The organism is Roseomonas sp. WA12, assembly GCF_054165765.1.
In genome coordinates this window covers 146,069-167,327 of sequence record NZ_JBSTUI010000003.1, presented here as the reverse complement: position 1 = coordinate 167,327, position 21,259 = coordinate 146,069, and the positions used below count along the sequence as shown (strand labels likewise).

Here is a 21,259-nt window from a genome sequence, read left to right as displayed (position 1 = left end):
AGCCACGACCTAATATGCCATTTGGAGAGGCGGTACCTGCTGCCATAGGTTCTCCACCTTCCCGAGAGGCGGAGCAGCCACGGTAGGCAGGACGCCGGCGGCACTTAGGGTGGCGATGCCGCGGAGGACGCCACGGCGGCTGGCACGGCTCATGTGCCAGTCCTCCCCGTCAAGTCGTCGGCGAGGGAGACGGCCAGCCACTCCTGCGGGACGTGGAAGCGGCTGCATAGGTCCATGCTCCCCTGTAGCGTCCACCACCTTGCGGCCTCTGCCTTGGCGCGTAGACCTTCAGCAGTGCGGGCGCGGATTGCGCAGGCTTGGACGATCAAAGCGGCGCCGGGGTCCGGGGCAGTATGTTCTGCGAAGATAACGGGGAAACCAGAAGCGTGCCGCGTTCTCAGGTCCGCGCAATGCTGTTCGAACGATCTCCTGGCCTCAGCTAACAGCGCGATCAGCTCTGCGTCCAGATTGACCGCCCGGCGGCCAGTCGGTGCGCGGCGGGTCATGCCACGAGCTCCCCGACCACCTCGGGCAGCAGCCCGCCCGCAATTAGGCGGCCGGTCATGGCGACCTGGGCCATCACTGCCTCTTCAAACTCGGCTCGGGTCAGCACCAGCCGCGCGAAGTCGATCGCCCTGTTGTCCCTCCACGCGTGAACGGCGCCTTGTCTCGCTTCGCAGCGGTAAAGGGAGAGATGCCCCGCCGCGAACGACAGCAGGTAAAGACCCTCGCAGTGGTAGGCCGAGACCGGCACCGCGATCAGGATGTCATTGCGCTGCACGCTGGGCGCCATCGCATCCCCGACCATCCGGAAGATCCGTGGCGTGTGGCCGCGGGGGTTCGGGTTGGGCTGCACGATCTCCGGGAGGCCAATGGCGGCTTCGGGCGGCAGGATCGGTAGGGGCGCGAGAGCCTTGGACGGCTTGCGCCGCGGCGGACGCCCGGGTGCGGGCTTATCAGGGAAGCGCGGGGGGATTGCCGGGGGCTGTTGGCCTGGCTCAAGGAACGGGCGCGGGTTCATGCGAACGCCCTCCCCAACAGGCCGCGCAGATTGACGGGGATGGGATCGCCGCTGCGGCGATAGGCTTGCCGCATCTGGCGACGGGTCGGGCGGTTCATCTGAACGGGGCGCACCCACTCCGGGGCCAGGGTGACGGGCTGAGCGGAGGCTTTGCCAGAGCTCCGCCGCAATGCCCGCACTGCCGCAAGTGGATCAGCGCACCATCTCAACCAAGACTGCCAAAGTAGCGCTAGCCGCGCCGAGAACGTGGCCTCCTACAGACGTTTGTCACGTCGCGGACGCCGTCCTCGTAGTTTACATAGTTATCCAGCACTGCTTGCTTCCTCATGCAGTCGACCGAGCCCACTAGACTGTGCAACATTAGCAGGTTGTCGAGGGCGCTGGGGAGGGCGGCCAGGCCCGTTTGGTCATCCCGCTCTAGCGACGGCGCAACAAGGCCGCTAAACGCACCCGGCCTGAACACCAGCGAAACTGGATCCAATGCCGCGCGCGCTCATCACCGGTGTGACCGGACAGGACGGGGCCTACCTGTCCCAACTCCTTCTCGAGAAGGGCTACGAGGTTTTCGGGCTGCTGCGCCGATCCTCCTCGGGCGACGTCATCGACGAGCGGCTGCGCTGGCTCGGCATCGCCGGCCGGGTGACGATGATGGACGGCAACCTCATCGACCTGTCCTCGCTCCTGCGCATCCTGCAGGAGGTCCAGCCGGACGAGGTGTACAACCTCGGCGCCCAGTCCTTCGTGAAGACCTCCTGGAACCAGCCGCTGCTGACCGGCCAGGTCACCGCGCTGGGTGCCGGCAACATGCTGGAGGCGGTGCGCCTCGCCGCGCCCAAGGCCCGCTTCTACCAGGCCTCGTCGAGCGAAATGTACGGCCTGATCCAGGAGCCCGTGCAGAGCGAGGCGACGCCCTTCTACCCGCGCTCTCCCTATGCGGTCGCCAAGCTCTACGCCCACTGGATGACGGTGAACTACCGCGAGAGCTTTGGCCTGCACGCCAGCAGCGGCATCCTGTTCAACCATGAGAGCCCGCTGCGCGGCATCGAGTTCGTGACCCGCAAGGTCACGGACGGCGCCGCCCGCATCAAGCTCGGCCTGGCTTCCGAGCTGCTGATGGGCAACATGGACGCCAAGCGCGACTGGGGCCATGCGCGGGACTACGTGAAGGCCATGTGGCTGATGCTGCAGCAGGAGGTGCCGGACGACTACGTCGTGGCCACCGGCCGCACCGTCACCGTGCGCGACATGGCCCGCATTGCCTTCGCCCATGTCGGGCTGGACTACGAGGAATTCGTGAAGGTGGATCCCGCCTTCATGCGCCCCGCCGAGGTGGACGTGCTGCTGGGCGACCCGGCCAAGGCGAAGGCCAAGCTCGGCTGGGCCGCCGAGACGAGCCTCGAGGACATGATCAAGGAGATGGTCGAGGCCGACCTCGCCCGTCACCGCGCGCGCCAGCTCCGCTAGGCCCGCCAACATGCGGCCGGCGCGCATCCTGCTGACGGGAGCCGGCGGTTTCGTCGGCTGCCATCTGCTGCCCGCGCTGCGCGCCGCCTTTCCGGATGCCGTCCTCGTCGCCGCGACGCGCAGTGCCGGGGAAGATCGGTCTGCCGGTGCGGACGAGGCGCTGGCCTTCGACCTCGACGACGCCGCCTCGATCCCGGATGCCGTCTCGGCAGCCCGACCCGATGCGGTGGTCCATCTGGCCGCCCGCGCCAATGTCGGTGCTTCCTTCCGCGACCCGATGGGGGCCTGGCGCACCAACCTCACGGGCACCGTGGCCCTGGCCGAGGCGGTGTTGCGGGTGGCGCCCGCCGCATCCTTCCTCCTCGCCTCCTCCGGCGAGGTCTACGGGCTTGCCTTCCGCAGCGGCCTGCCTGTGGCGGAGGACACCGCGCCCACCCCGGCCAACCCTTATGCCGCCAGCAAGGCGGCGGCCGATCTCGCGGTCGGGGAGATCGCGCTGCGGGGCCTGCGCGCCATTCGCCTCCGCCCCTTCACCCATACCGGCGCCGGCCAGACGGACGGCTTCGTCGTGGCCGCCTTCGCCCATCAGATCGCCCGTATCGAGGCCGGCCGGCAACCGCCTGTCCTGCGCACCGGCGCGCTGGACCGGTGGCGCGACTTCCTGGACGTGCGGGACGTCTGCGCAGCCTATGTCGCGGCCCTGGCCAGGGCGGAGACCTTGGCCCCGGGCATCGCCCTGAACATCTGCTCCGGCACCCCCCGCCGCATCGGCGACCTGCTGGACAGCCTTCTCCGCCTGGCCGGGGTCGAAGCGCGGGTGGAGCAGGAGGCGGCCCGGCTGCGCCCGACCGACGTGACCCAGGTGCTGGGCGACGGCACCCGCGCCCGCATGGCCCTGGGATGGGCGCCAAGGATCCACTGGGAGGAGACGCTGGCGAGCGTGCTCGCCGACTGGCGCGCCCGGGTCGCGGCCGGCGAGTAGTCAGATCGCCGGTGCCGGAGCGATTATGTCGATTGGCGCGCTCGGGGCGGTCATCCTCTCCGCCGCAGGAAGCGGGCCGCGCGACGTGGCGGGAGTGTTTGCTTGACGCTGGCAGGTTGGCGCGAGGTTTATGCGGGTCCTCACCGGGTTTGATCTTGGTGCTTCGACTACCTGGACCAGCGACCGTTTTGCCGATGTCACGGCGTTGGACGGCGCCCCCGTACCGCTGCTGGATGGTGCGCTTTCCTTTGCCTTTGCCAAGCTGAAGGCGTTGCTTCGTAAGGCCGCAGCCCGCGCCAGAAAGACCTTCTGGAGCACCATCGGCTGATTGCTGCAAACTTTCACCCCAGACGGGTTCAGGAACTACCTCGTCAAATCTGACGATGCGTTCGAGTGAGTCTTAAATGCTCTAGCCCGAATGACTATTCCACTCGTCCAGCGGTCAGGCTGATCGGTGCCGGTGGTAGGGCTGGGCCAGCGCTGGGCAAGTTTAGGTGGCTTTGGGCGGGTTCTGTGGCCTCGACCGACCCGTTGGCCGAACTGTCGCCTCACAATCGTGGAGCGCACGCCACACCGTTTCTAAGCTTAGCCCGAAGGTGCGGGCAACCTCTTCCATGCTGGCTCCAGCCTCGTAGACAGCCAGCATCTTGACGTTCCTGGCTGCATTGGCGCGCAGACGGACTGAGTAACCAAGGCGGCGCAGCATCTTAGCTGCTTCTTCAGGCGTCACGATCAATCCGGGCGGTGGTGGTAGGGATGCGTCATAAGGGCAACTCTAGCACGCCCAATCTTGGCCAGGGACCACGATCAGGAAGTCGTTGCGCTGCTCGTTGGGCGCCTCTGCGTCCCGGCCTCGGACGTTGATGGCTGTTCGGAATTGCGGGCTAGATCGTCCATTGCTGAGTGGCGTGCAACCCAGCCGCTAGAGCATTGGCGTATTCTGAAAACATTGAACCAAGTTTCCTGAGCCAGTATTCCCGCTTTCATGCTGAAGGGATTGCTCATGCTCAGTTTCCAAAGGGCGCTGATCGCAGTCGCAGCCTTTGCGATCACAACGGCGAACGCTCAGACTTACCCGCCCTGGCCACCGCACAATCGGTTCTGGCTTCTGAACAACACACCCGACAATGTAGTATTCGTTAGCGTCTCACGATCTACCAATAATCAATGGAGCATGAACTACCTCATTGGGATAGTAATGGAGCCTGGTGGTCGCACGATAATCAACCCATTATTTTCACAATGTTTGGTTGATGTTCGCGTGCAGTATAGTAGTCGCCGCCATGAAACAATCTTAAACAAAGATACTTGTCAGAACCACACCCTAGTCTTGGGAACGGCCGAGCCAGGGGAATCGCTCAGATATCTCCATAATGATCCCGCCCTCAGCGGTCCTCCTTTCCGAGAGTGATTTCGCGCAGCCTAATAGGCCCTCCTCGATCGCCTCATTCAGCGCAGCCTTCGGCCAGTATCCGGCGCGCCACCGCGACCCTGCGCGCTGTCCAGGGAAAGGGCGGCAGCCCGCACTGGCGCGACTGCAGCCAGGCCTGCCAAGCGCGCATCCTGTCGGCGTCACGGGCAAGGTCCAGCGTCTCCCCGAGGTCGCGGTAGGTGGCGCCAGCGGACCAGGACGGCGCGGTGTTGGCAGGTCCCTCGAGGGCATGTTAGGGACCGAACTTGGAAACACGGCCGCCATTATGTCCTCACTGACTCCGCCTTGCAGGTTTGCTCTTCCTGGCATCGTCACGGAGCTGTCTTCCAACGACGTAATGTTCGACGGCAGTGACGAACGCTATCTTCGGGTTGGCATGTCGGCGCTCAAGGTCATCGAGGCCTCGCTGCTTGGTGCGCCCGCACCGCGGGCCATCCTCGACCTGCCGTGCGGCAGCGGGCACGTCACACGCATGCTCCGCGAGCACTACCCAGACGCAGCTATCACCGTATGCGACTTCGACCCGTCCCAAGTAGATTTAACCGCTTCCACGTTCGGTGCGACGGGCGTGTGTGCTCCCCCTAACTTCCGTGACCTGCAGCTTGGCGGCTCCTTTGACCTGATCTGGGCCGGCTCTTTGCTGGCGCATCTTCCGGAGCATCAGATCCGGCAGTTTCTCGATTTCGCAGCACGGCACATGGGGCCAGATTCACGTCTCGTCGTGACGAGCCATGGTGAACATGTCACGACTCAAATGCGGTCGCGGAGCTATGGCCTGAGCGATCCTGCTGCATGCCGGCTGATCGCGCAGTATCTAGCGGACGGATATGGCTACCGCGGTGGTGACGGTGATGCCAATTACGGCATCTCACTCGCTGCCCGCGGCTGGTACGAGACGCTGCTTGCCCGCAGCGGCTTGCGCTTGCAATCCTATTACGAGCGCGGGTGGGATCGGCACCACGACGTGCTCGTGCTCCGCCGAGCGCCGGCCGGGCAGCTTCACGGCGCGGATGGCTTGTTTCTCGACCACCCCGACATCGCCTTGCCGCTTTCTCCCTCGGAGCAGGCGGCTCAGGATGCAGCAGGAGTGACCGGCTTCGACGCCGTTTGGTATGCCGAGGCTTTCCCTGACGTCGCCGCCGCGGTGAAGCAGGGGATCCATGCGTCCGTCCTTGCCCACTATCTCGCCTTCGGATGGAAAGAGGGTCGTCCCCCTTTTGATCCGGCCAGCAGTTATGCCCGCCGCACCACGCCCGTGCCGGGCGCGTGGTTCGATGGCGTCGTTGGCGGGGCTAATCGCATTAACGAGGCTTGGTCAGTCAGCCCTGACGAGCAAGCAGCGGATTCCGGCTGGTATTGGATGGCTCATCCTACCGTGCGCGCCCGCAGTAACCTTCTGGCGTCAGGCAATCCAGCCCAGGATGCGTATGACCGGCTCTCAGCCCTGCTACGCGAGCGCGGATGGACACTGCCAATCCCCCGCACAATTTCTATTGGCTGCGGCTTCGGCGGGTTGGAACGGGACCTCTCCGCCCGTGGCATGGTCAGCAAGGTGGACGGCTACGACATCGCTGCGGGTGCCGTGGCAGAGGCGGAGCGCCAGGCCCGCCAGCTCGGCTTGGTGCAGGTCCGCTATCATGTGGCCGACCTGGAGCAGATTGATCTGGCCCCCGGCTCGGTGGATGCGGTTATCGCCCATTCGTCCGTGCACCATGTCGAGCAGCTAGATGCGCTTTACGCCGCGGCGCGCCGGGCGCTCCGTCCGGGTGGAATCCTTCACCTGCATGAGTACGTCGGCCCCACGCGATTCCAGTGGACCGACGCGCAGCTTCGGCTTGCCAACGAATTCCTCGACAGCCTTCCTCCACGGCTGCGCCGCCTGCCGGGCGGCGAGCCCAAGGAGACGCTGCGGCGCCCGACGATCGAGGAGATGATCGCCGCCGATCCGAGCGAGGCGATCCGGTCCGAGGATCTGATCCCGGCTCTCGCTCCCCATTTCGATATCGTCGAGCTCCGTGCCCTCGGCGGCACCCTCGCGCATATCGCGCTCGGGGGCATCGCGCAGAACTTCGACCCGGCCTCCCCGGAGGACACGGCGATTCTTCATGCGCTGTTCGCCATGGAGGATGCCGCCATGGCGGCGGGCACCATCGGCAGCGACTTCGCCACCATCACCGCTTCGCCGAAGCCATTCGGAAAACGTCAGCAGGGATTGACCATGATCCGCTCCCTCCCAGGCCGCGCTGCCGCGCTGTTTCCCCCGGCCCGCCGGCTGTACGACAACGTCCGGCGCCTGAACGCCGCCATCGACACGCTCCAAGCCCAGCAGGAGCGCATGAGCGGCGAACTGGCCGCGCTTCGCGTCGAGCAGCCGTCCACCGCTGCGCCGCAGACGGTTGCACCGGTTCCTGCCGCTGCTCCGGCCAAGCCGGAGACTGACATGCAGCCCGATCGGGACGCGAAGCGCGACATGGGCGAGGAGGCGGCGGTAGGCTTCGATGAGGCCTGGTATCTCGAGACCTATCCGGACGTCGCCGCGGCGGTGCGGAGCGGTGCATTGCCGTCGGGCCTCAGTCACTGGACCGAGAGCGGCAAGGCGGAAGGGCGGATTCCGTCGCCGGGCTATACTGAGGGGGAACGCTTCGACGCCGAGTGGTACGCGGCCTCCTACCATGCGGCCGGGGACGACATCGCCGCCGGGCGGGCGCAGGACGCGGCGGAGCACTACGAGCGGATCGGCCGGTTCCGTGGCTACCTGCCCAACCGCTTCGCTCCGCGGCCGGACAATCCAGCCGGCATCCCGTCGCGCTTCGGAGGCACCTGGCTCGACCAGGGCAACGCGCTGGACCTCATCCAGGGGCGGCTGGACCTGGGCGAGATCGACGAGGCCCAGGCCACGCTGCTGCGCCACTGGGTGCAGCACGGCTACGTCATCCTGCGCGGCGCGATCAGCGAGGCGCAGGCGGCGGCCGCGGCCGAGGACCTGCGCCGCGCCTATGACGGCGAGATGCCCGATGTTCGCTTTGAGTGTCCCACGGTGGGCGGCTACCGGCCCGTGGCCTGGGACCCGGCGGTGCAGACGCAGCCGGCGAAGGCGCTCGACCTGCACTGGTGGTCGCCTGCCATCCGGAACCTGATCTTCGCTCCGCCGGTGCGGGAAGTGCTAGAACTGATCTTCGCCCGAAGGGTGATGGCCTCGCAGTCGCTGACCTTCCTCCGCGGCTCGGCCCAGGGCTACCATCAGGACACGCTCTACGTGCCCTATTCGCTGCCCACGCAGTTCGCCGCGTCCTGGATCGCCCTCGAGGACGTGACGCCCGGCGCGGGCGAGTTGACCTATCTGGAGGGCAGCCATCGCCTGCCCGACTTCCTCTATGGCGGGCGCTACAAGACGTTGTGGGATGCCCAGCGCATGTTGCGCAAGAACGAGTTGCGCGGGGAGATGGAGAACTACTCCGCCAATCTGGAGCGGCGCGGCCTAGAGGCGGGCATGACCCCCAGCACCTTCCTAGCCAAGCGCGGCGATGTCCTGATCTGGCATGCCGACCTTGCCCATGGTGGGCTGCCGATCTCGCCGCATACCACGCGGCGTAGCGTTGTGACGCATTACTGCCCGAAGGAGGTGGCCCCACTGGTGCTCGAGCGGGGACGGACGGCGACCCGCGTTCACGAGGACAAGGCCTGGTACCTGACTGGCTACTACGCCGAGGAGTGATGCCTAGACCGTCTCGGGGTAAGCCTTCCGCCAGACGCGGTAATAGCGTGGCTCTGCACGCTGCAGGTACCTGGGGTGAGCTTGCGAAGCCGCACGCCAGCCCAGGCCGGGCGCGCGGTCGATATGAAATGGCGGGCCACCTCGCCCAAAGGCCCCCGAAGAGGTCTGTCCAGGAGCGACAGAAGCCGCTCTATATCCTCGGCCGCTTCCAACAGGCGCGCCTAGCTCACCAGGCGCACAGCCCGTCGCCCCCCAATCAGTGGGGGAAATGGCGGCCGGCTCTGAAAGCATGTCCTCCCAGCAGAATCTGCACGCCGGCACCCTCCTCGTTCTCGGCGCTGCACTCGACGCCTGCAGCCTTCAACGCGGCCTCGATGAGGGTCACGCGTCGTCCCAGGTGTTCGGTTCATCTGACGGTGCCACGATGCCGCGGCGCCGGGCAATCCAGCGGTCCAGGTCCTCACGCGCCCAGGGGGGCGCGAGCCTGGGGAGGCTCTCTGGAGTGGCGTCGTGCATCCCTCACCTCGGATACGCCGCCAGTTCAGCAGAGCGGCTCCCACTCAATGGTCATCCGGCCGCCAAGCATCTGGGCAAGCCGGTCTGCCTTTCTCAACGAGATGCCGGCGTCGCCATACTTCTTCAGAAGGAACTGGTGTTTCAGCTCTCGGTCGAGAGACGAGAGAGTGATGTTCATTGCTTCCGCACGCCTGCGAATTGAATTGAGCAAGGGATTTCGGACGTTCACCAACGGGACCCTGGGCTTCGGGATCCGGTAGTGCCTGCAAGCGTGAGCTACATGGCATCTCTCGAGACCGATGGTGGCGCAGATCTCCTTAAACGATAGCCCTTCAGCCCTCATCGCTCGCAAGGTCTTCTTGTGTGGACGGCCCCTTCGACGCAAGGGCGATGTGACGTTCTGGCGGCGCGGTCGGGTCGGTCATGTGTCCGGCCTGTTGAGGCGGTCCTCATGACCGCTGGCCCTGATGCAGTCCGCGGTTCGGCTCCCAATCAGTTTGTCGCGCTCTTGGGCGCAAGACACTTACCGGGTTGTGCCGGGCCCCGGGCTCGACCGGTGCGCCATCACGTCGCCACCACCCTCGCTACCGCTCCGGTCGCGGCGATAGCCGGTGGGGATCTCTCACGGCCTCACGCCGCGGTGGCCTGAACCGTGGCCGAGGCTCGATAAGTCCCGCCCCTGGTCAGCAAGGCCCACACGATACGAGCGGTCTTGTTGGCCTGTGCCACGGCCACGAGCTTGGCCGGGCGGCGATCCAGCAGCGCCTTGAGCCAGCTGGCCTCGGTGGTTGACCGGGTTCTGGCATGACGGATCACCGCGGTAGCACCCAGTACGAGCAGACGGCGCAGGGTACGATCGCCCTGCTTGGAGATGCCGCCCTGCCGTTCCTTGCCGCCGCTTGAGTTTTGCCGGGGCACCAGCCCAATCCAGGCCGCGAGGTGTCGGCCAGAACGGAACTGCGCGGGATCGGTGATGCTCGCCACGATCGCAGAGGCAGTGATGGGTCCGATGCCCGGGATGGTAGCAAGCCGGCGGCTGACCTCGTTCTCCTTGTGCCATGCGAGAATATCGGCCTCGAGCGCCGCCACCCGGTGGCCCAGGGACTCCAGCTCCTCTGCCAATCCCCGCAGCGCCTGCCGGGCCAGTGGCGGCATCACCGTCTCGTCCTCGCCCAAGAGCACAGCGACGAGGTCCGCCACCCGGCCAATGCCCTGAGGGGCGATGATGCCCAGCTCAGCCATGTGCCCGCGGAGCGCATTCACCAGCATGGTCCTTTGCCGCACCAGCAGGTCCCGCGACCGGTGCAGCATCAGCACCGCCTGCTGCTCAGGCGTCTTTACCGGCACAAACCGCAGGGTCGGCTGGGTCACTGCCTCACAGATCGCCTCGGCGTCGGCCGCATCCGTCTTGCCGCGCTTGACGCAGGCTTTCACGTAAGATGCCGGCATCAGGCGAACCTCGTGACCCAGCGCGCGGATCTCGCGCGCCCAATGATGCGCCGTGCCACATGCCTCAATGCCAATCAGGCAGGGCGACAGGCCCTTGAGGAACGTCAGCACCTCGGCCCACTGCAGCTTGCGCCGCAGCACCGCCTTACCGGCCGCATTGACCCCGTGCGCCTGGAACACTCGCTTGGCAATGTCCAAGCCGATGGTGGTAACCTGCATGTAGACGGCCCCCTTGCTCGCTGACTTTGACAGCCGGGATCCTGGCACACTGATGCCGCTCAGGGGCCGTCCACCGCATCAGTTTGAGAAAGGCTTGGCAGGGCGGAACTGGGGTGGTTCAGGCTTGGCATGTGGACCCGAGAGACGCGTGGGCGGATGGCCGAGCTTGCCCGCAAGACCAAGCGCTACCCATCTGATCTGACGGATGAGGAGTGGACGCATATCAAGCCGCTGATGCCACCCGCCTCGCGACGGGGTCGCAGGCCATCGGTCGACCTGCGTGAGGTGCTGAACGCGATCCGCTATCTGGCGCGCTCAGGCGGCGGCTGGCGCATGCTGCCGATCCACTTCGGGCCGTGGCAGACGGTTTACTGGTGGTTCCGGCGCTTCGTCCGGCGGTTCCTGTTCCGCACGATCCACGACGTGGCCTTGATGCTGGACCGTGAGGCGGTGGGTCGCGAGGCGAGCCCCTCGGGCGGGGTGCTCGAAAGCCAGACGGTCAAGGCACCATTCGCTGAGATGCGGGGCTATGATGGAGGCAAGCGGATCGTCTGGCGCAAGCGCCACGTCGCCGTGGACACGGACGGACGGCTGCTGATGGTAAACCTCACGCCTGCTGACGTCTCGGACAGCGCTGGCGCGCAGACGATCCTGACCGCCATCCGTCGCGGCTGGCCGTGGCTGAGGCACCTCTTTGCGGATGCGGGCTACGACCGCACAAAGCTGATGGACAAGGCCGCTTCCCTCGACTTCGTCATCGAGATTGTCCGAAGGTCCGACCCGAAGGACGGGTTCAAGGTCCTCCCGCGCCGCTGGGTGGTGGAGCGCACATTCGGCTGGATGATCCGCTGGCGCCGCCTGGTCCGCGACTACGAGCGACGCCTCGACGTCTCCGAGGCCATGATCAACGTCGCCATGGGCGCCCTCCTGCTCCGCAGGGTCGCCCATCGCTGGATTCTCAAACAGTCAATTAGAGCACCTGAGTGTCATCAAGTATCGCACGATGGCATGCGAGACGAAGACTCAGGCTTGCGAGCTGGACCGGCCAATACCACGGCATGATTACCTGTTCGGCACGTAAGGCAGGTTGCCTTTGAGCGTCGACGCAAGCGGCCCGAATAGGATAGAGCAAGACTGAGCCTCAGGCTACACAAGTAGATAGGGCCTAGCGCAGATGTCAGAGTACGTTACAATAAAAAGATGTGCTAACTTTGATGCTCATCGATTTCGCCGACTAAGTACCTGCGGCCGGTCGACATCTGCGACTGAAAAAAGACGATGAGCTTAATAGCATGAGCCACTTAATAGTGTAACAAGAAGACCTGAACGTCAAAAAAGGGATCGACAACTCCGATGGCTACAACGCAAATCATAAGTTACAATACAGTTTGGCGCGCTGGCACTGTTCAATACCTTGGTGACACTACTGTGCAAGTTGCAGCTGGCGTCACATTGACCATTGAGCCCGGCGTTGTCGTTAATGGCGGCAAGATTGAGGCTTTCGGAAATCTAAACATCAATGGCAACGCCGAAAGCTTAGTGCGCTTAGAGAATGTCTCAGTCAATTTGAAGCAGGGCGGAGACTTGAATCTTAACTACACCCAAATGCTTGGCGGGCGATTGCTAAACCTGGGGGATACCTCGGGAGTATTCAGTGATATCACGATTACAAACAATGTATTTAGTGACGTGCTCGGAAGCATCTATATTGGTTCGGGGCGTAACGTCTCAAGCGCCGCACCATTCTCGATAGATCACAATCTCTTTGTGAATTCTGGCGGCTTATACGTTTCTGCGGTTCAGACTCCGATATCAATTACCAATAACACGTTCTTGAACCAGCGCGGCGACGGGTACGAATATTCGTCCGGCGAACGATACGCAGTTCAGAGTTCCTACGGGACCCCCAGTGTCACCGGCAACAACTTCTTAAGTGTGGACCGTGTTGCTCTCCAGCTGAGTCCCTACGCCTCATCCGGCGCATACATGAATGCGCAAGAAAATTGGTTTGGGACGACAAACCGGTCCACAATCAATTCAATGATCAGGGATAAGAATGATAATCTGAATTATAGCAGTGTTATCAACATAGATCCCGTACTTACGGCTTCGAATCCTAACGCGCCACGGGTCGCTACAGAAGGACCTGACAGCATTTTAGGATCGAACGACGCGGATCTTCTTTTCGGCTTAGGCGGAGCGGATACAATAAAGGGCGGTGCCGGCAATGATCAGATTTACGGTCACGCGGGCAACGACATCCTCTATGATGGGCAGGGTAGTGACCTAATAGTTGGCGGGATTGGCTGGGATGTCGGCTCCTCAGGTGATATTGGCCGTCATGGCGCGAGTTTCTCCTTCAATGCCGCAGAAAGCATCGTGGTACGCATGCAGAATGGTGATGTTGATCGCTACAAGCAAGTAGAGATCATCCAGTACGCGGATGGCCGGATGGTGTTTGATTTGTCCGATCCAGCAGCGCAGGTCGTTCGGCTCTATCAAGCGGGGCTTGGACGCCAAGCCGACCAGACTGGCCTGAATCACTGGATTTCAGGCATCGAGGACGGTGCGCCCTTGTCGAACCTGGCAAACGGCTTTCTGACAAGCCAGGAGTTTGCCAGCCGCTACGGAAGCAATCTCTCGACGCCTGACTTCGTGGAGCGCCTGTATGTGAATGCCCTAGGCCGCGCATCCGACGCACAGGGCAAGGCCAACTGGGTCGACTGGATCAACAAAGGGACGATCTCACGCGCCGACGCACTGGTTGGCTTCTCCGAAAGCGTCGAGAACCGAGCCAACACGGCCGGGATCGTTCAGAAGGGGATCTGGGACGTCTCTGAAGACGCAGCCTTCATCGCACGGCTCTATGATACGACCTTCGGCCGACTGCCCGACCTGGCAGGACTGCAGAACTGGCGACAGGGGTTAGACACTGGCGGCGCCACGGTCGCGGACGTGGTAAAAGGCTTCATCGGTAGCGCCGAGTTCGCCAACCGCTATGGGGCAGGCGTGAGCACGAGCGACTTTGTCGAGTTGCTGTACGTCAACTCGCTGGATCGCGCGTCCGATCCCGGCGGTAAGGCCAACTGGGTACGAGCGATTAATGCCGACGAAATCACCCGGGCGGACGCGGTGCTCGGCTTTTCCGAGAGCAACGAACACAAGGCGCTTACCGCGCCCAACATCATGAGCGAGAACCCGGATCAATATGGGATCGTTTTCGGGTAGAACTGAAGTTCAGTGCCCGGCAGGTTGGGATCCGCTCCGGACCTGCTGGGCAGTTCTCGTCACTCACCCGCCCTGACCACGCGCGGCGTCGAGCGCGAGCATCAGCGCCTCCGTAGCTGCCTCCACACCGTCAATCTGGACGCCGATCGCCTGTTTGAGGCTAGGCCTCCTCCGGGCCTTCACGGCGATAACGCCCGGGTATACGCAGCGGATCTTTCTGAAACTGCCCGTCGCACGCTGACGCCCGCCGAGCGCGACACCTTCCATGGGCTCGCCGCTCCTGTAGGGCGGGACGCCGCGGCACGGCGCGGTTACTCGCAGTTCAGCATGGACGGACCTTGGTGCATGGGTCGTTCGGTTGGGCATCCTCGGGTCGGCTGGCGTGAGGGCTGCCCCTCGATGGATAACGAGGCGCCCGCCATGCCGTACAAGGCCAATGCCGACCGCCGGCACCGTATCCCAAAGTAGCGGCACCGGGTGACGATCTGGCCTTCCTACGAGGCTGGTCTGCGTGCCCGCGGCAGCCTCACTGTATGGTTTACGGGAGAGGTCATCGAGGCGTGGGGCGCAGAGCCACGTACTGGCCGTGGTGGTCAGCCCCGCTACTCCGCCCTGGCATCACCACGGCGCTGACACTGCGGGCGGTGTTTCGCCTGGCGCTGCGGCAGACGGAAGGCCTCGTCGCCTCCATCATCGGCCTGCTCGGACTCGACCTCGCCGTACCCGATCACAGCACCATAAGCCGCCGGGCCGAGACGATGGAGGTGCCGCGTCCGCGCCCTGGGCGCGAGCCCGTGCACCTGCTGGTGGACAGCACGGGACTGAAGCTCTGCGGCCCCGGTGAGTGGCTCGTGGAAAAGCAATGCATGAGGACGCGGCGCGGGTGACGCAAGCTTCATCTCGCCACCGATGCCGAGACCGGGTGGATCGTCGCGTCGGCACTGTCCGACAAGGATACCGATGATGGCTCGCGGGTCGGGCCTTTGCTCGACCAGGTCGACGGGCCCGTGGCGTCCTTCACCGGCGATGGAGCGTATGACCGAGACGACCTCTACGCCGGGGTCGCTGCGCGGTATCCGACGGCCGGCGTCATCGTCCCGCCCCGATCAAGCGCGGTGAGGAGCGATACGGCCGAGACCGCGCCGACGCAGCTGGACCGACATATGCAGATTATTACCGAGCGCGGCCGCATGGGCTGGCAGCGGGCGTCAGGGTACAACTGGCGCGCCCTTGTGGAGGCCGACATCTCACGATGGAAGCGCGTCATCGGCGACGGCCTACGCTCGCAAACCGAGGGGCGGCAGGAAGCCGAGGTAGCCGCCGCCGTCGCCGTGCTGAACCGCATGCTCGAGTTCGGACGCCCGGAGTACGTCCGCCTCACATGAGCCCAGATCAGGATAGGGCGCAGTCCGCCCATACCCGCGAGCCATGCAACACGGTGGAGAACCGTTTGGAATGTGGCACCAAATGGCGCATCTGGACTTGAGACAGGAACTGTGCAAACGATTGTTCACTGGATGTGCCCAGACTGGGATGGATTGAGTTAGTTAGCGGAAGGCGAGCTTTATGGTTCAGGTCCTGGACTGCACCTTCCGCGATGGCGGCTACTACACATCCTGGGATTTCGACCCCAAGCTCGTCGATACCTATATGGACAGCGTGTCGCGCCTGCCGATCGACCATGTCGAGGTCGGCTACGTCAATGATAAGCTGTCCGGTTATTACGGCGAATACTTCTTTCTGACGGCGGACAAGCTGCGCGCCCTTCGTACCCGGCTGCGCCCCGACCAGAAGATGATGGTGATGATCGACGCCAAGGCGGTGGAGCCGGAGCGCGTGCCCGCGCTGTTCGGCCCACTCGCCGGCATTCTCGACATGGTGCGGATCGCCTGCGCGCCGGCACATCTGTCGCACGGCCTGTCGCTGGCGCGGGAGCTGAAGAAGCTCGGCCTGCAGGTGGGCTTCAACGTGATGTACCTGTCCACCTTCAAGGACAACCTGGATCACATCCGGCTCGCGATCGACAGCCAGGATTCCTATGACGCGCTCTCCCTGGTCGACTCCTATGGCGGCGTGACGCCGACCGAGGTGTCCCGCCTGTTCCGCGAGCTGCGGGAGCGGATGCCGGGCTTCGACATCGGCTTCCACGGCCATGACAACATGTGCCTGGCCTTCGCCAACACCCTCGCCGCCATCGAGGCGGGCGCGGATATCGTGGACGGCACCTTCACCGGCATGGGCCGCGGCGCCGGCAATGCGAAGACCGAGACCATCCTCATCCAGCTCGCGCGCGAGGGTCTGAACGCGCCGCTAGACCACCAGGCGCTGTCCGCCGTGGTCGCGCCCTTCGAGGTGATGCAGCGCGAGCAGGGCTGGGGCACGAACCTGCCCTACATGATCTCGGGCGCGAACAACCTGCCCCAGAAGGACGTGATGGATTGGCTGGCGAAGAACCGCTACTCTGTCATGTCGATCGTGCAGGCGCTGCAGCGCCAGGGCGGGCAGGACGTGGATCAGTCGGTCTATCCGGATGTGGCCACGCTCGGGATGAAGTCGGGTGACGTGCTGCTGGTCGGCGGCGGTCCCTCGGTAAGGCGCCATGCCGATGCTATCGCGCGGCTGGTCGCGCAGCACGATCCGGCAGTGGTCTTCTCCTCCTCGCGCCATCTCGATATCGCGTCCCAGATCGGCGGTCGTCAGCTTCTATGCCTGCCCGGGCATGACGCATTCCGCGCGCCGGCCGAGGCGATGGCCCGCGTGGCTGCTGCTGTGGTCCCCGCACCGCCGCGCGTGCCGGGCTGCGTGCCGGAGGGGCTGACCATTCCGGTGGTGCAGGCCAATCCCTTCGAGACGGACGAGGCGCATCTCGGCCCGGTTTCCGACAACTCGCCGCTGGCGCTGGCGCTGGGCACCGCGCTCGGCCTCGGTGCGCGCCGCTGCTTCCTGGTGGGCTTCGACGGCTACACCATGGCATCGGCGGCCGAGCAGGAGCTGTCGCGCGAGGTTCAGGCCGTGCTCGACAGCTTCGCGGCGCATCCGGGCGGGGCGGAGCTGTCCAGCCTTACCCCCACGCGCTACCGCGTGAAGCAGGGTTCGATCCACGGGCTGATCGCGGAAGTCGCCTGAGGTCCGAAACGCGTAGGACTCCCGCGATGAACCGGAAAGCAGTGGCCGCCGTCGTATTCGACTGCGACGGCGTCCTGCTCGTCTCCAACACGCTGAAAGTCCAGGTGTTCCGCGAGGCGCTGGCGGAGCACGGGTTCCATCCCGAGGACATCGCCCGGTTCTCCCGCTACCAGACCGCCAACTTCGGTACATCCCGCTACCGGCTCTTCGAGCACTTCCTGACCTGGGATGATCTAAAGACCCGGCCCGCGGGCGTGGACCGGGACGTGCTTGTGGGCACTTATGCGCGGCTTCTGCGCGGCCGCTACACGCGCTGCGCCTCCACCCCCGCCATGCGCGAGGTGCTGGACGGGCTGTCGGCGCGCGGTCTGCCGCTCTTCGTCGTTTCCGGTTCGGACGGCGCCGAGCTGCGCGAGGTGTTCGCCGAGCGCGGCTTGGCCGGGCGGTTCCGCGCCATCCATGGCTCGCCCGCGACCAAGGCGGAGAACCTGAAGCTGGTGGCGGGGGAGCTTGGGCGCGACCTGCCGCTGCGAGATGTTTGGTTCGTGGGCGATGCCGAGGCCGACTTCACGGCGGCCGAGGCAGTGGGCGCGCGCTTCGCCTATGCTGACCACTTCTCCACGGCCAAGTCGCGCATGCGCGCGCTCGCGGCCGAGCACGGCTTTCCCGTCATCCGCGACCTGCGCGGCCTGCCCGCCCTTCTCGACGCCTGAACGGATCTCCATGACAAATAGATGCGATACAATATGAGGGTGCCATTCAGGGAAAGATTGAGAGCGCTCGCCATGGCATGCTGCGGGGCTGGGTCTGGGATCCGTCTTCCCCCAAGGTGCGTCTGCCTGCCGAGATCCTGGTCGACGGGGCGCTGATTGGGACGATCGTTGCCGACCGCTTCCGCGGCGACCTGCACCGCGCCGGCATTGGGGACGGCGTGCACGCCTTCGAAATGCTGCTGCCCGCCTCGCTGACGGACGGGCAGCAGCACGTGTTCGCCTTGCGCGTCAGCCGGGGTGCCGAGGCTGCCGTGGTCGACCAGCGCTCCATCCGGACCGACCGCCAAATCCACGAGATCGTCGGCCGGCTGGAAGGGTTGCGGCGCGGTAGCCTCTTTGGCTGGGCACATGACCGCGCCCATCCGGGCGTGCGACTGGCCATTGAATTCCGAACGAGTGGTGAGACGCTGGCGAGGGTGACGGCGGAGAGGGCTCGAGGCGACCTACTCCGCTCCAACATCGGGGACGGCGCGCACGGTTTCGAGTTGCCCCTTGCTACCCTTGTTGGTGAAGTGAAGGACAACCTTCTTCTGACTGTCGTCGCGGCTTTGTCAGGTTGGCGGGTCCGACGGGGCGGTGGCAGTCTCCATTGCATGACACCCCCCAGCCCTTACCGAGGCTTCCGCTATTCGGCCGAGGTGATCCAGCACGCGGTGTGGTTGTACCACTGCTTCAGCCTGAGCCTGCGTGATGTCGAACTGATCCTGGCCGCACGCGGGATCGTGGTCAGCTACGGAAACATCCGCGAGTGGGGCCTGCGCTTCGGCCGGCTGTTTGCCAATGCACTGAAGCGACGTCGGCCAGGGCCGGGCGACAAGTGGTACATGGATGAGGTGTTCGTCCGCATCCGCGGCAAGCAGCACCTCCTCTGGCGGGCGGTCGATCAGGACGGTGTCGTGCTCGACATCCTGGTGCAGAGCCGACGGAGCGCAAAGGCGGCCAAGCGGTTCTTCCGCAAGCTACTAAAGGGCTTGCAATATGTCCCTCGGGCCATCGTGACGAACAAACTGAAGAGCTATGCCGCGGCAAAGCGCGACATCCTGCCCGGGGTGGAGCACCGGCAGAGCCGGTACCTCAACAACCGGGCCGAAGTGTCGCACCAGCCAACCCGGCGGCGGGAACGACAGATGCAGCGGTTCAAGTCGGCGCGACATGCACAGCGCTTCCTCGCCAACCACAGCCGCATCCACAACCACTTCCAACTCCGCCGCCATCGCCTGCATGCTACCGAATACCGCGTCGCCCGTGACGCCGCATTCCGCACCTGGCGCAAGGTGACCGGAACAGCATCTCCCGCCTGAAGGCTTTGTCGGTTAGATGCTCTCTGGCCCCGACTTCGCCAACCTGACAACGCCGTTACCAGGCCTGCGAAGCTCTCCGGCTGGTTGCCGGCGCAGAGGCTGAAGTAGCGTGCGTGAAGGTCTGTCGACCGCGTCGCATGGAGAGCAGCATGGCGCCGGGCGGCTCTGTCCTACTCGGCCGCTTGTGGTGCTCGTGCGGAAGTCCGGGTACCAGTGTAGAAACAGCGTAACCGAGAACATCGGCGCATGTCTCCGAAAGGGCGCGCCAACGGACGAGGCGATCTGACGGTGCTACGGACTGGTCTGCACACCCAAATCCGGGCGCCACGCTCGCCAGCCTTCCGTAGGTCCGTGTTGGAAAAGAATGGCTAGCGCAGTGGACTTGCCGATCCTGATCAGGCCTGCGCCATGTTCGAGGAGAGCGTCGTGAAACGTCAGATCGCCCCCGTCACCCCCGCCCGGAATAGCGGCCCAATCAGCTATCTTGGCCTTGATCCGGCTTGGTTCGGCAAAGGGGTTGATGTTGTGAAAATCGCCGACTCGACTGAAGTGATCTATCAGTCTGATGAGATCAGCCCGGAGCACTCGAACGTCCTGCGTCGTGCCGATACCGTCATGAACACCAGAGATGTGGTACGGCTTGGTATGGCGTTCCTGACGGACGAACAAATTCTGTGGCGCTCACCGCTAGACGACGCGGAAGTGCCGTTCATCGGATGCATCGCCTTTGGCAACAACCGGTCCCTGTTCTTCTTCGGTGGGGAGAACCCTTGCACCATGGTAGTGGAGCGGTCGCGGCCGAACTGTTTATATTACCACCGGCAACACCTTGCCTTGGCAGGCCCGAGAATGAAGCCGAGGAACTGCACCAGCGCTGCCCGAAAGAGCGTGCGCGCCATCCTGCGTTTCATGCGCGCTAACCGGGAGGACATTCTTTCCTACTTCTATAGGGCAGAGGCCGGCACGCTACAGCGTATGATCGTCATCGGCGACCATCGCCCGGCCCACTTCTTTTCGCAGTCCCTTAACACACTCGTGCGGGATGTTGCTGGCCGGCTGAACGGCTTCGCAGCCATGGGCGGCCAGGCAATCGTGCTCAAGGATTGCTGTTTCATTGATCCGGTCCTGCCCTGCCCAAAACTGGCAGAAATTCCTCGTTTCGCCCTGCAGAGCACCGAGCTGGCATCCAACGCGCTAAAGCAGGGCTTCTTCTGCAAGCATTATGTTCGAATGGGCTCGGACCGGGATTTTTCTGTCGTGTGCGATTTTCTGGGGACTAAGGGTCCCCGCACCCGGCATGCCGAACACTTTCTTGCCTGGATTGTCTTAGACCTTGAGAAGAAGCGCTTCGCTAACCAAGTTCGTGCTCTCGGAGCGGTTGTGCGCGAGATGAGTGAGATTGCCGGGCGACGCGGCCTCCCCCTCAAGATTTACTGGGACGGGTGGACGATCAGCCAGGGCGAGCCCTCAGAGAAAGATCGAACGATCCTGGCCCACGCTGCCGAGACTCTCCTCGCAATAAGAAGCGAAGCGGGCGTGACATTCGAGGAAGAGGAGCTGTTCCGAAAGGATCTCGTCGAGAAGGTGGCTCTCGCCCGGGAAGCAGACGTCGCGATCAACAGTTATGGCACCGCATTTCTGATTTCCAGTATCATCGCCGGGGTTCCGTCCGTCGCCTACGGGTTGAAAAAAATGTTACAGAAGGTGGGTTACATCAGCGACGCGCAATCGATCGTTATCACGGAGCCCGCCGTCTCTATCTTAAACGAAGAGAGTGCTCAGCCCGATCACTGGGTCTTCGAGGTGCGGGAAAGCGAGCTCGTTTTCGCCCTTCATCAGCTGTTGGCGCCACAGCCAATGAGCTGACCATCGCTTTGAAACTGGTCTGTCGATCCCGCCCGCGCGCCTCCGCCGCCGTGACGATTTCCCGTGCGAGGTGCCCTGAATGATCAGAATGCAGTTCTGTGCGGCGCGAGGCGCCCCGCACAGCGTCGAAAAAAAGGGGTAGGGAATGCCTGGAGCACGAGCCCTGC

The 21,259-nt window shown here is 64.2% G+C and carries 14 protein-coding genes and 2 pseudogenes; 11 read left to right on the top strand and 5 right to left on the bottom strand.

Going from position 1 to position 21,259, the window contains the following annotated elements:
• Positions 1–502: 502 nt before the first annotated feature.
• Positions 503–1,021: a hypothetical protein gene (locus ACVBD7_RS26645; protein WP_458098524.1), complete on the bottom strand. Its 519-nt coding sequence runs from the start codon at positions 1,019–1,021 to the stop codon at positions 503–505.
• 480 nt (positions 1,022–1,501) lie between these two features.
• On the opposite strand from ACVBD7_RS26645, the gene gmd reads away from it, so the two are divergent.
• From gmd to ACVBD7_RS26625, 4 genes are all read left to right on the top strand, one after another.
• Complete coding sequence (gene gmd, locus ACVBD7_RS26640) at positions 1,502–2,485, top strand: GDP-mannose 4,6-dehydratase (RefSeq protein ID WP_458095435.1); 984 nt, start codon at positions 1,502–1,504, stop codon at positions 2,483–2,485.
• A gap of 10 nt (positions 2,486–2,495) precedes the next feature.
• A complete protein-coding gene (locus tag ACVBD7_RS26635) occupies positions 2,496–3,467 on the top strand; it encodes a GDP-mannose 4,6-dehydratase (RefSeq protein ID WP_458098523.1) in 972 nt (323 codons plus the stop codon).
• 130 nt (positions 3,468–3,597) lie between these two features.
• Positions 3,598–3,795: a hypothetical protein gene (locus tag ACVBD7_RS26630; protein ID WP_458098557.1), complete on the top strand. Its 198-nt coding sequence runs from the start codon at positions 3,598–3,600 to the stop codon at positions 3,793–3,795.
• Positions 3,796–4,840: 1,045 nt separating this feature from the next.
• Complete coding sequence (locus ACVBD7_RS26625; RefSeq protein WP_458098522.1) at positions 4,841–8,614, top strand: methyltransferase domain-containing protein; 3,774 nt, start codon at positions 4,841–4,843, stop codon at positions 8,612–8,614.
• A gap of 256 nt (positions 8,615–8,870) precedes the next feature.
• Here ACVBD7_RS26625 and ACVBD7_RS26620 read toward each other — a convergent pair whose 3' ends face one another.
• From ACVBD7_RS26620 to ACVBD7_RS26610, 3 genes are all read right to left on the bottom strand, one after another.
• Positions 8,871–8,999, bottom strand: a complete 129-nt coding sequence (locus ACVBD7_RS26620) for a hypothetical protein (protein WP_458098521.1) — start codon at positions 8,997–8,999, stop codon at positions 8,871–8,873.
• Positions 9,000–9,155: 156 nt separating this feature from the next.
• The gene (locus ACVBD7_RS26615; protein ID WP_458098520.1) at positions 9,156–9,308 is read right to left on the bottom strand and encodes a hypothetical protein; all 153 of its coding nucleotides are present in this window, start codon (positions 9,306–9,308) and stop codon (positions 9,156–9,158) included.
• Positions 9,309–9,760: 452 nt separating this feature from the next.
• The gene (locus tag ACVBD7_RS26610) at positions 9,761–10,798 is read right to left on the bottom strand and encodes an IS110 family RNA-guided transposase (protein WP_458098519.1); all 1,038 of its coding nucleotides are present in this window, start codon (positions 10,796–10,798) and stop codon (positions 9,761–9,763) included.
• A gap of 129 nt (positions 10,799–10,927) precedes the next feature.
• Here ACVBD7_RS26610 and ACVBD7_RS26605 point away from each other — a divergent pair.
• Both ACVBD7_RS26605 and ACVBD7_RS26600 read left to right on the top strand, forming a co-directional pair.
• Positions 10,928–11,746: pseudogene (locus ACVBD7_RS26605) on the top strand (IS5 family transposase); the annotation flags it as partial.
• Between the two features lie 504 nt (positions 11,747–12,250).
• The gene (locus ACVBD7_RS26600; protein WP_458098518.1) at positions 12,251–14,026 is read left to right on the top strand and encodes a DUF4214 domain-containing protein; all 1,776 of its coding nucleotides are present in this window, start codon (positions 12,251–12,253) and stop codon (positions 14,024–14,026) included.
• A gap of 63 nt (positions 14,027–14,089) precedes the next feature.
• On the opposite strand, the gene ACVBD7_RS26595 is transcribed toward ACVBD7_RS26600, so the two are convergent.
• A complete protein-coding gene (locus tag ACVBD7_RS26595) occupies positions 14,090–14,293 on the bottom strand; it encodes a hypothetical protein (protein WP_458098517.1) in 204 nt (67 codons plus the stop codon).
• 210 nt (positions 14,294–14,503) lie between these two features.
• Between ACVBD7_RS26595 and ACVBD7_RS26590 the strand changes: the two are divergent.
• The 5 genes and pseudogenes from ACVBD7_RS26590 (at position 14,504) to ACVBD7_RS26570 (ending at position 21,092) form a co-directional block, all read left to right on the top strand.
• Positions 14,504–15,411, top strand: a pseudogene (locus ACVBD7_RS26590) (IS5 family transposase).
• 181 nt (positions 15,412–15,592) lie between these two features.
• Complete coding sequence (locus ACVBD7_RS26585; RefSeq protein ID WP_458098516.1) at positions 15,593–17,152, top strand: aldolase catalytic domain-containing protein; 1,560 nt, start codon at positions 15,593–15,595, stop codon at positions 17,150–17,152.
• 26 nt (positions 17,153–17,178) lie between these two features.
• Positions 17,179–17,865, top strand: coding sequence for an HAD family hydrolase (locus ACVBD7_RS26580; RefSeq protein WP_458098515.1), 687 nt, complete (start codon positions 17,179–17,181; stop codon positions 17,863–17,865).
• A 653-nt stretch (positions 17,866–18,518) separates the two neighbouring features.
• On the top strand, positions 18,519–19,226 hold the full coding sequence (locus ACVBD7_RS26575) for an IS6 family transposase (RefSeq protein ID WP_458098508.1): 708 nt from the start codon (positions 18,519–18,521) through the stop codon (positions 19,224–19,226).
• Between the two features lie 426 nt (positions 19,227–19,652).
• Complete coding sequence (locus tag ACVBD7_RS26570) at positions 19,653–21,092, top strand: hypothetical protein (RefSeq protein WP_458098514.1); 1,440 nt, start codon at positions 19,653–19,655, stop codon at positions 21,090–21,092.
• The last annotated feature ends 167 nt before the right edge of the window (positions 21,093–21,259 follow it).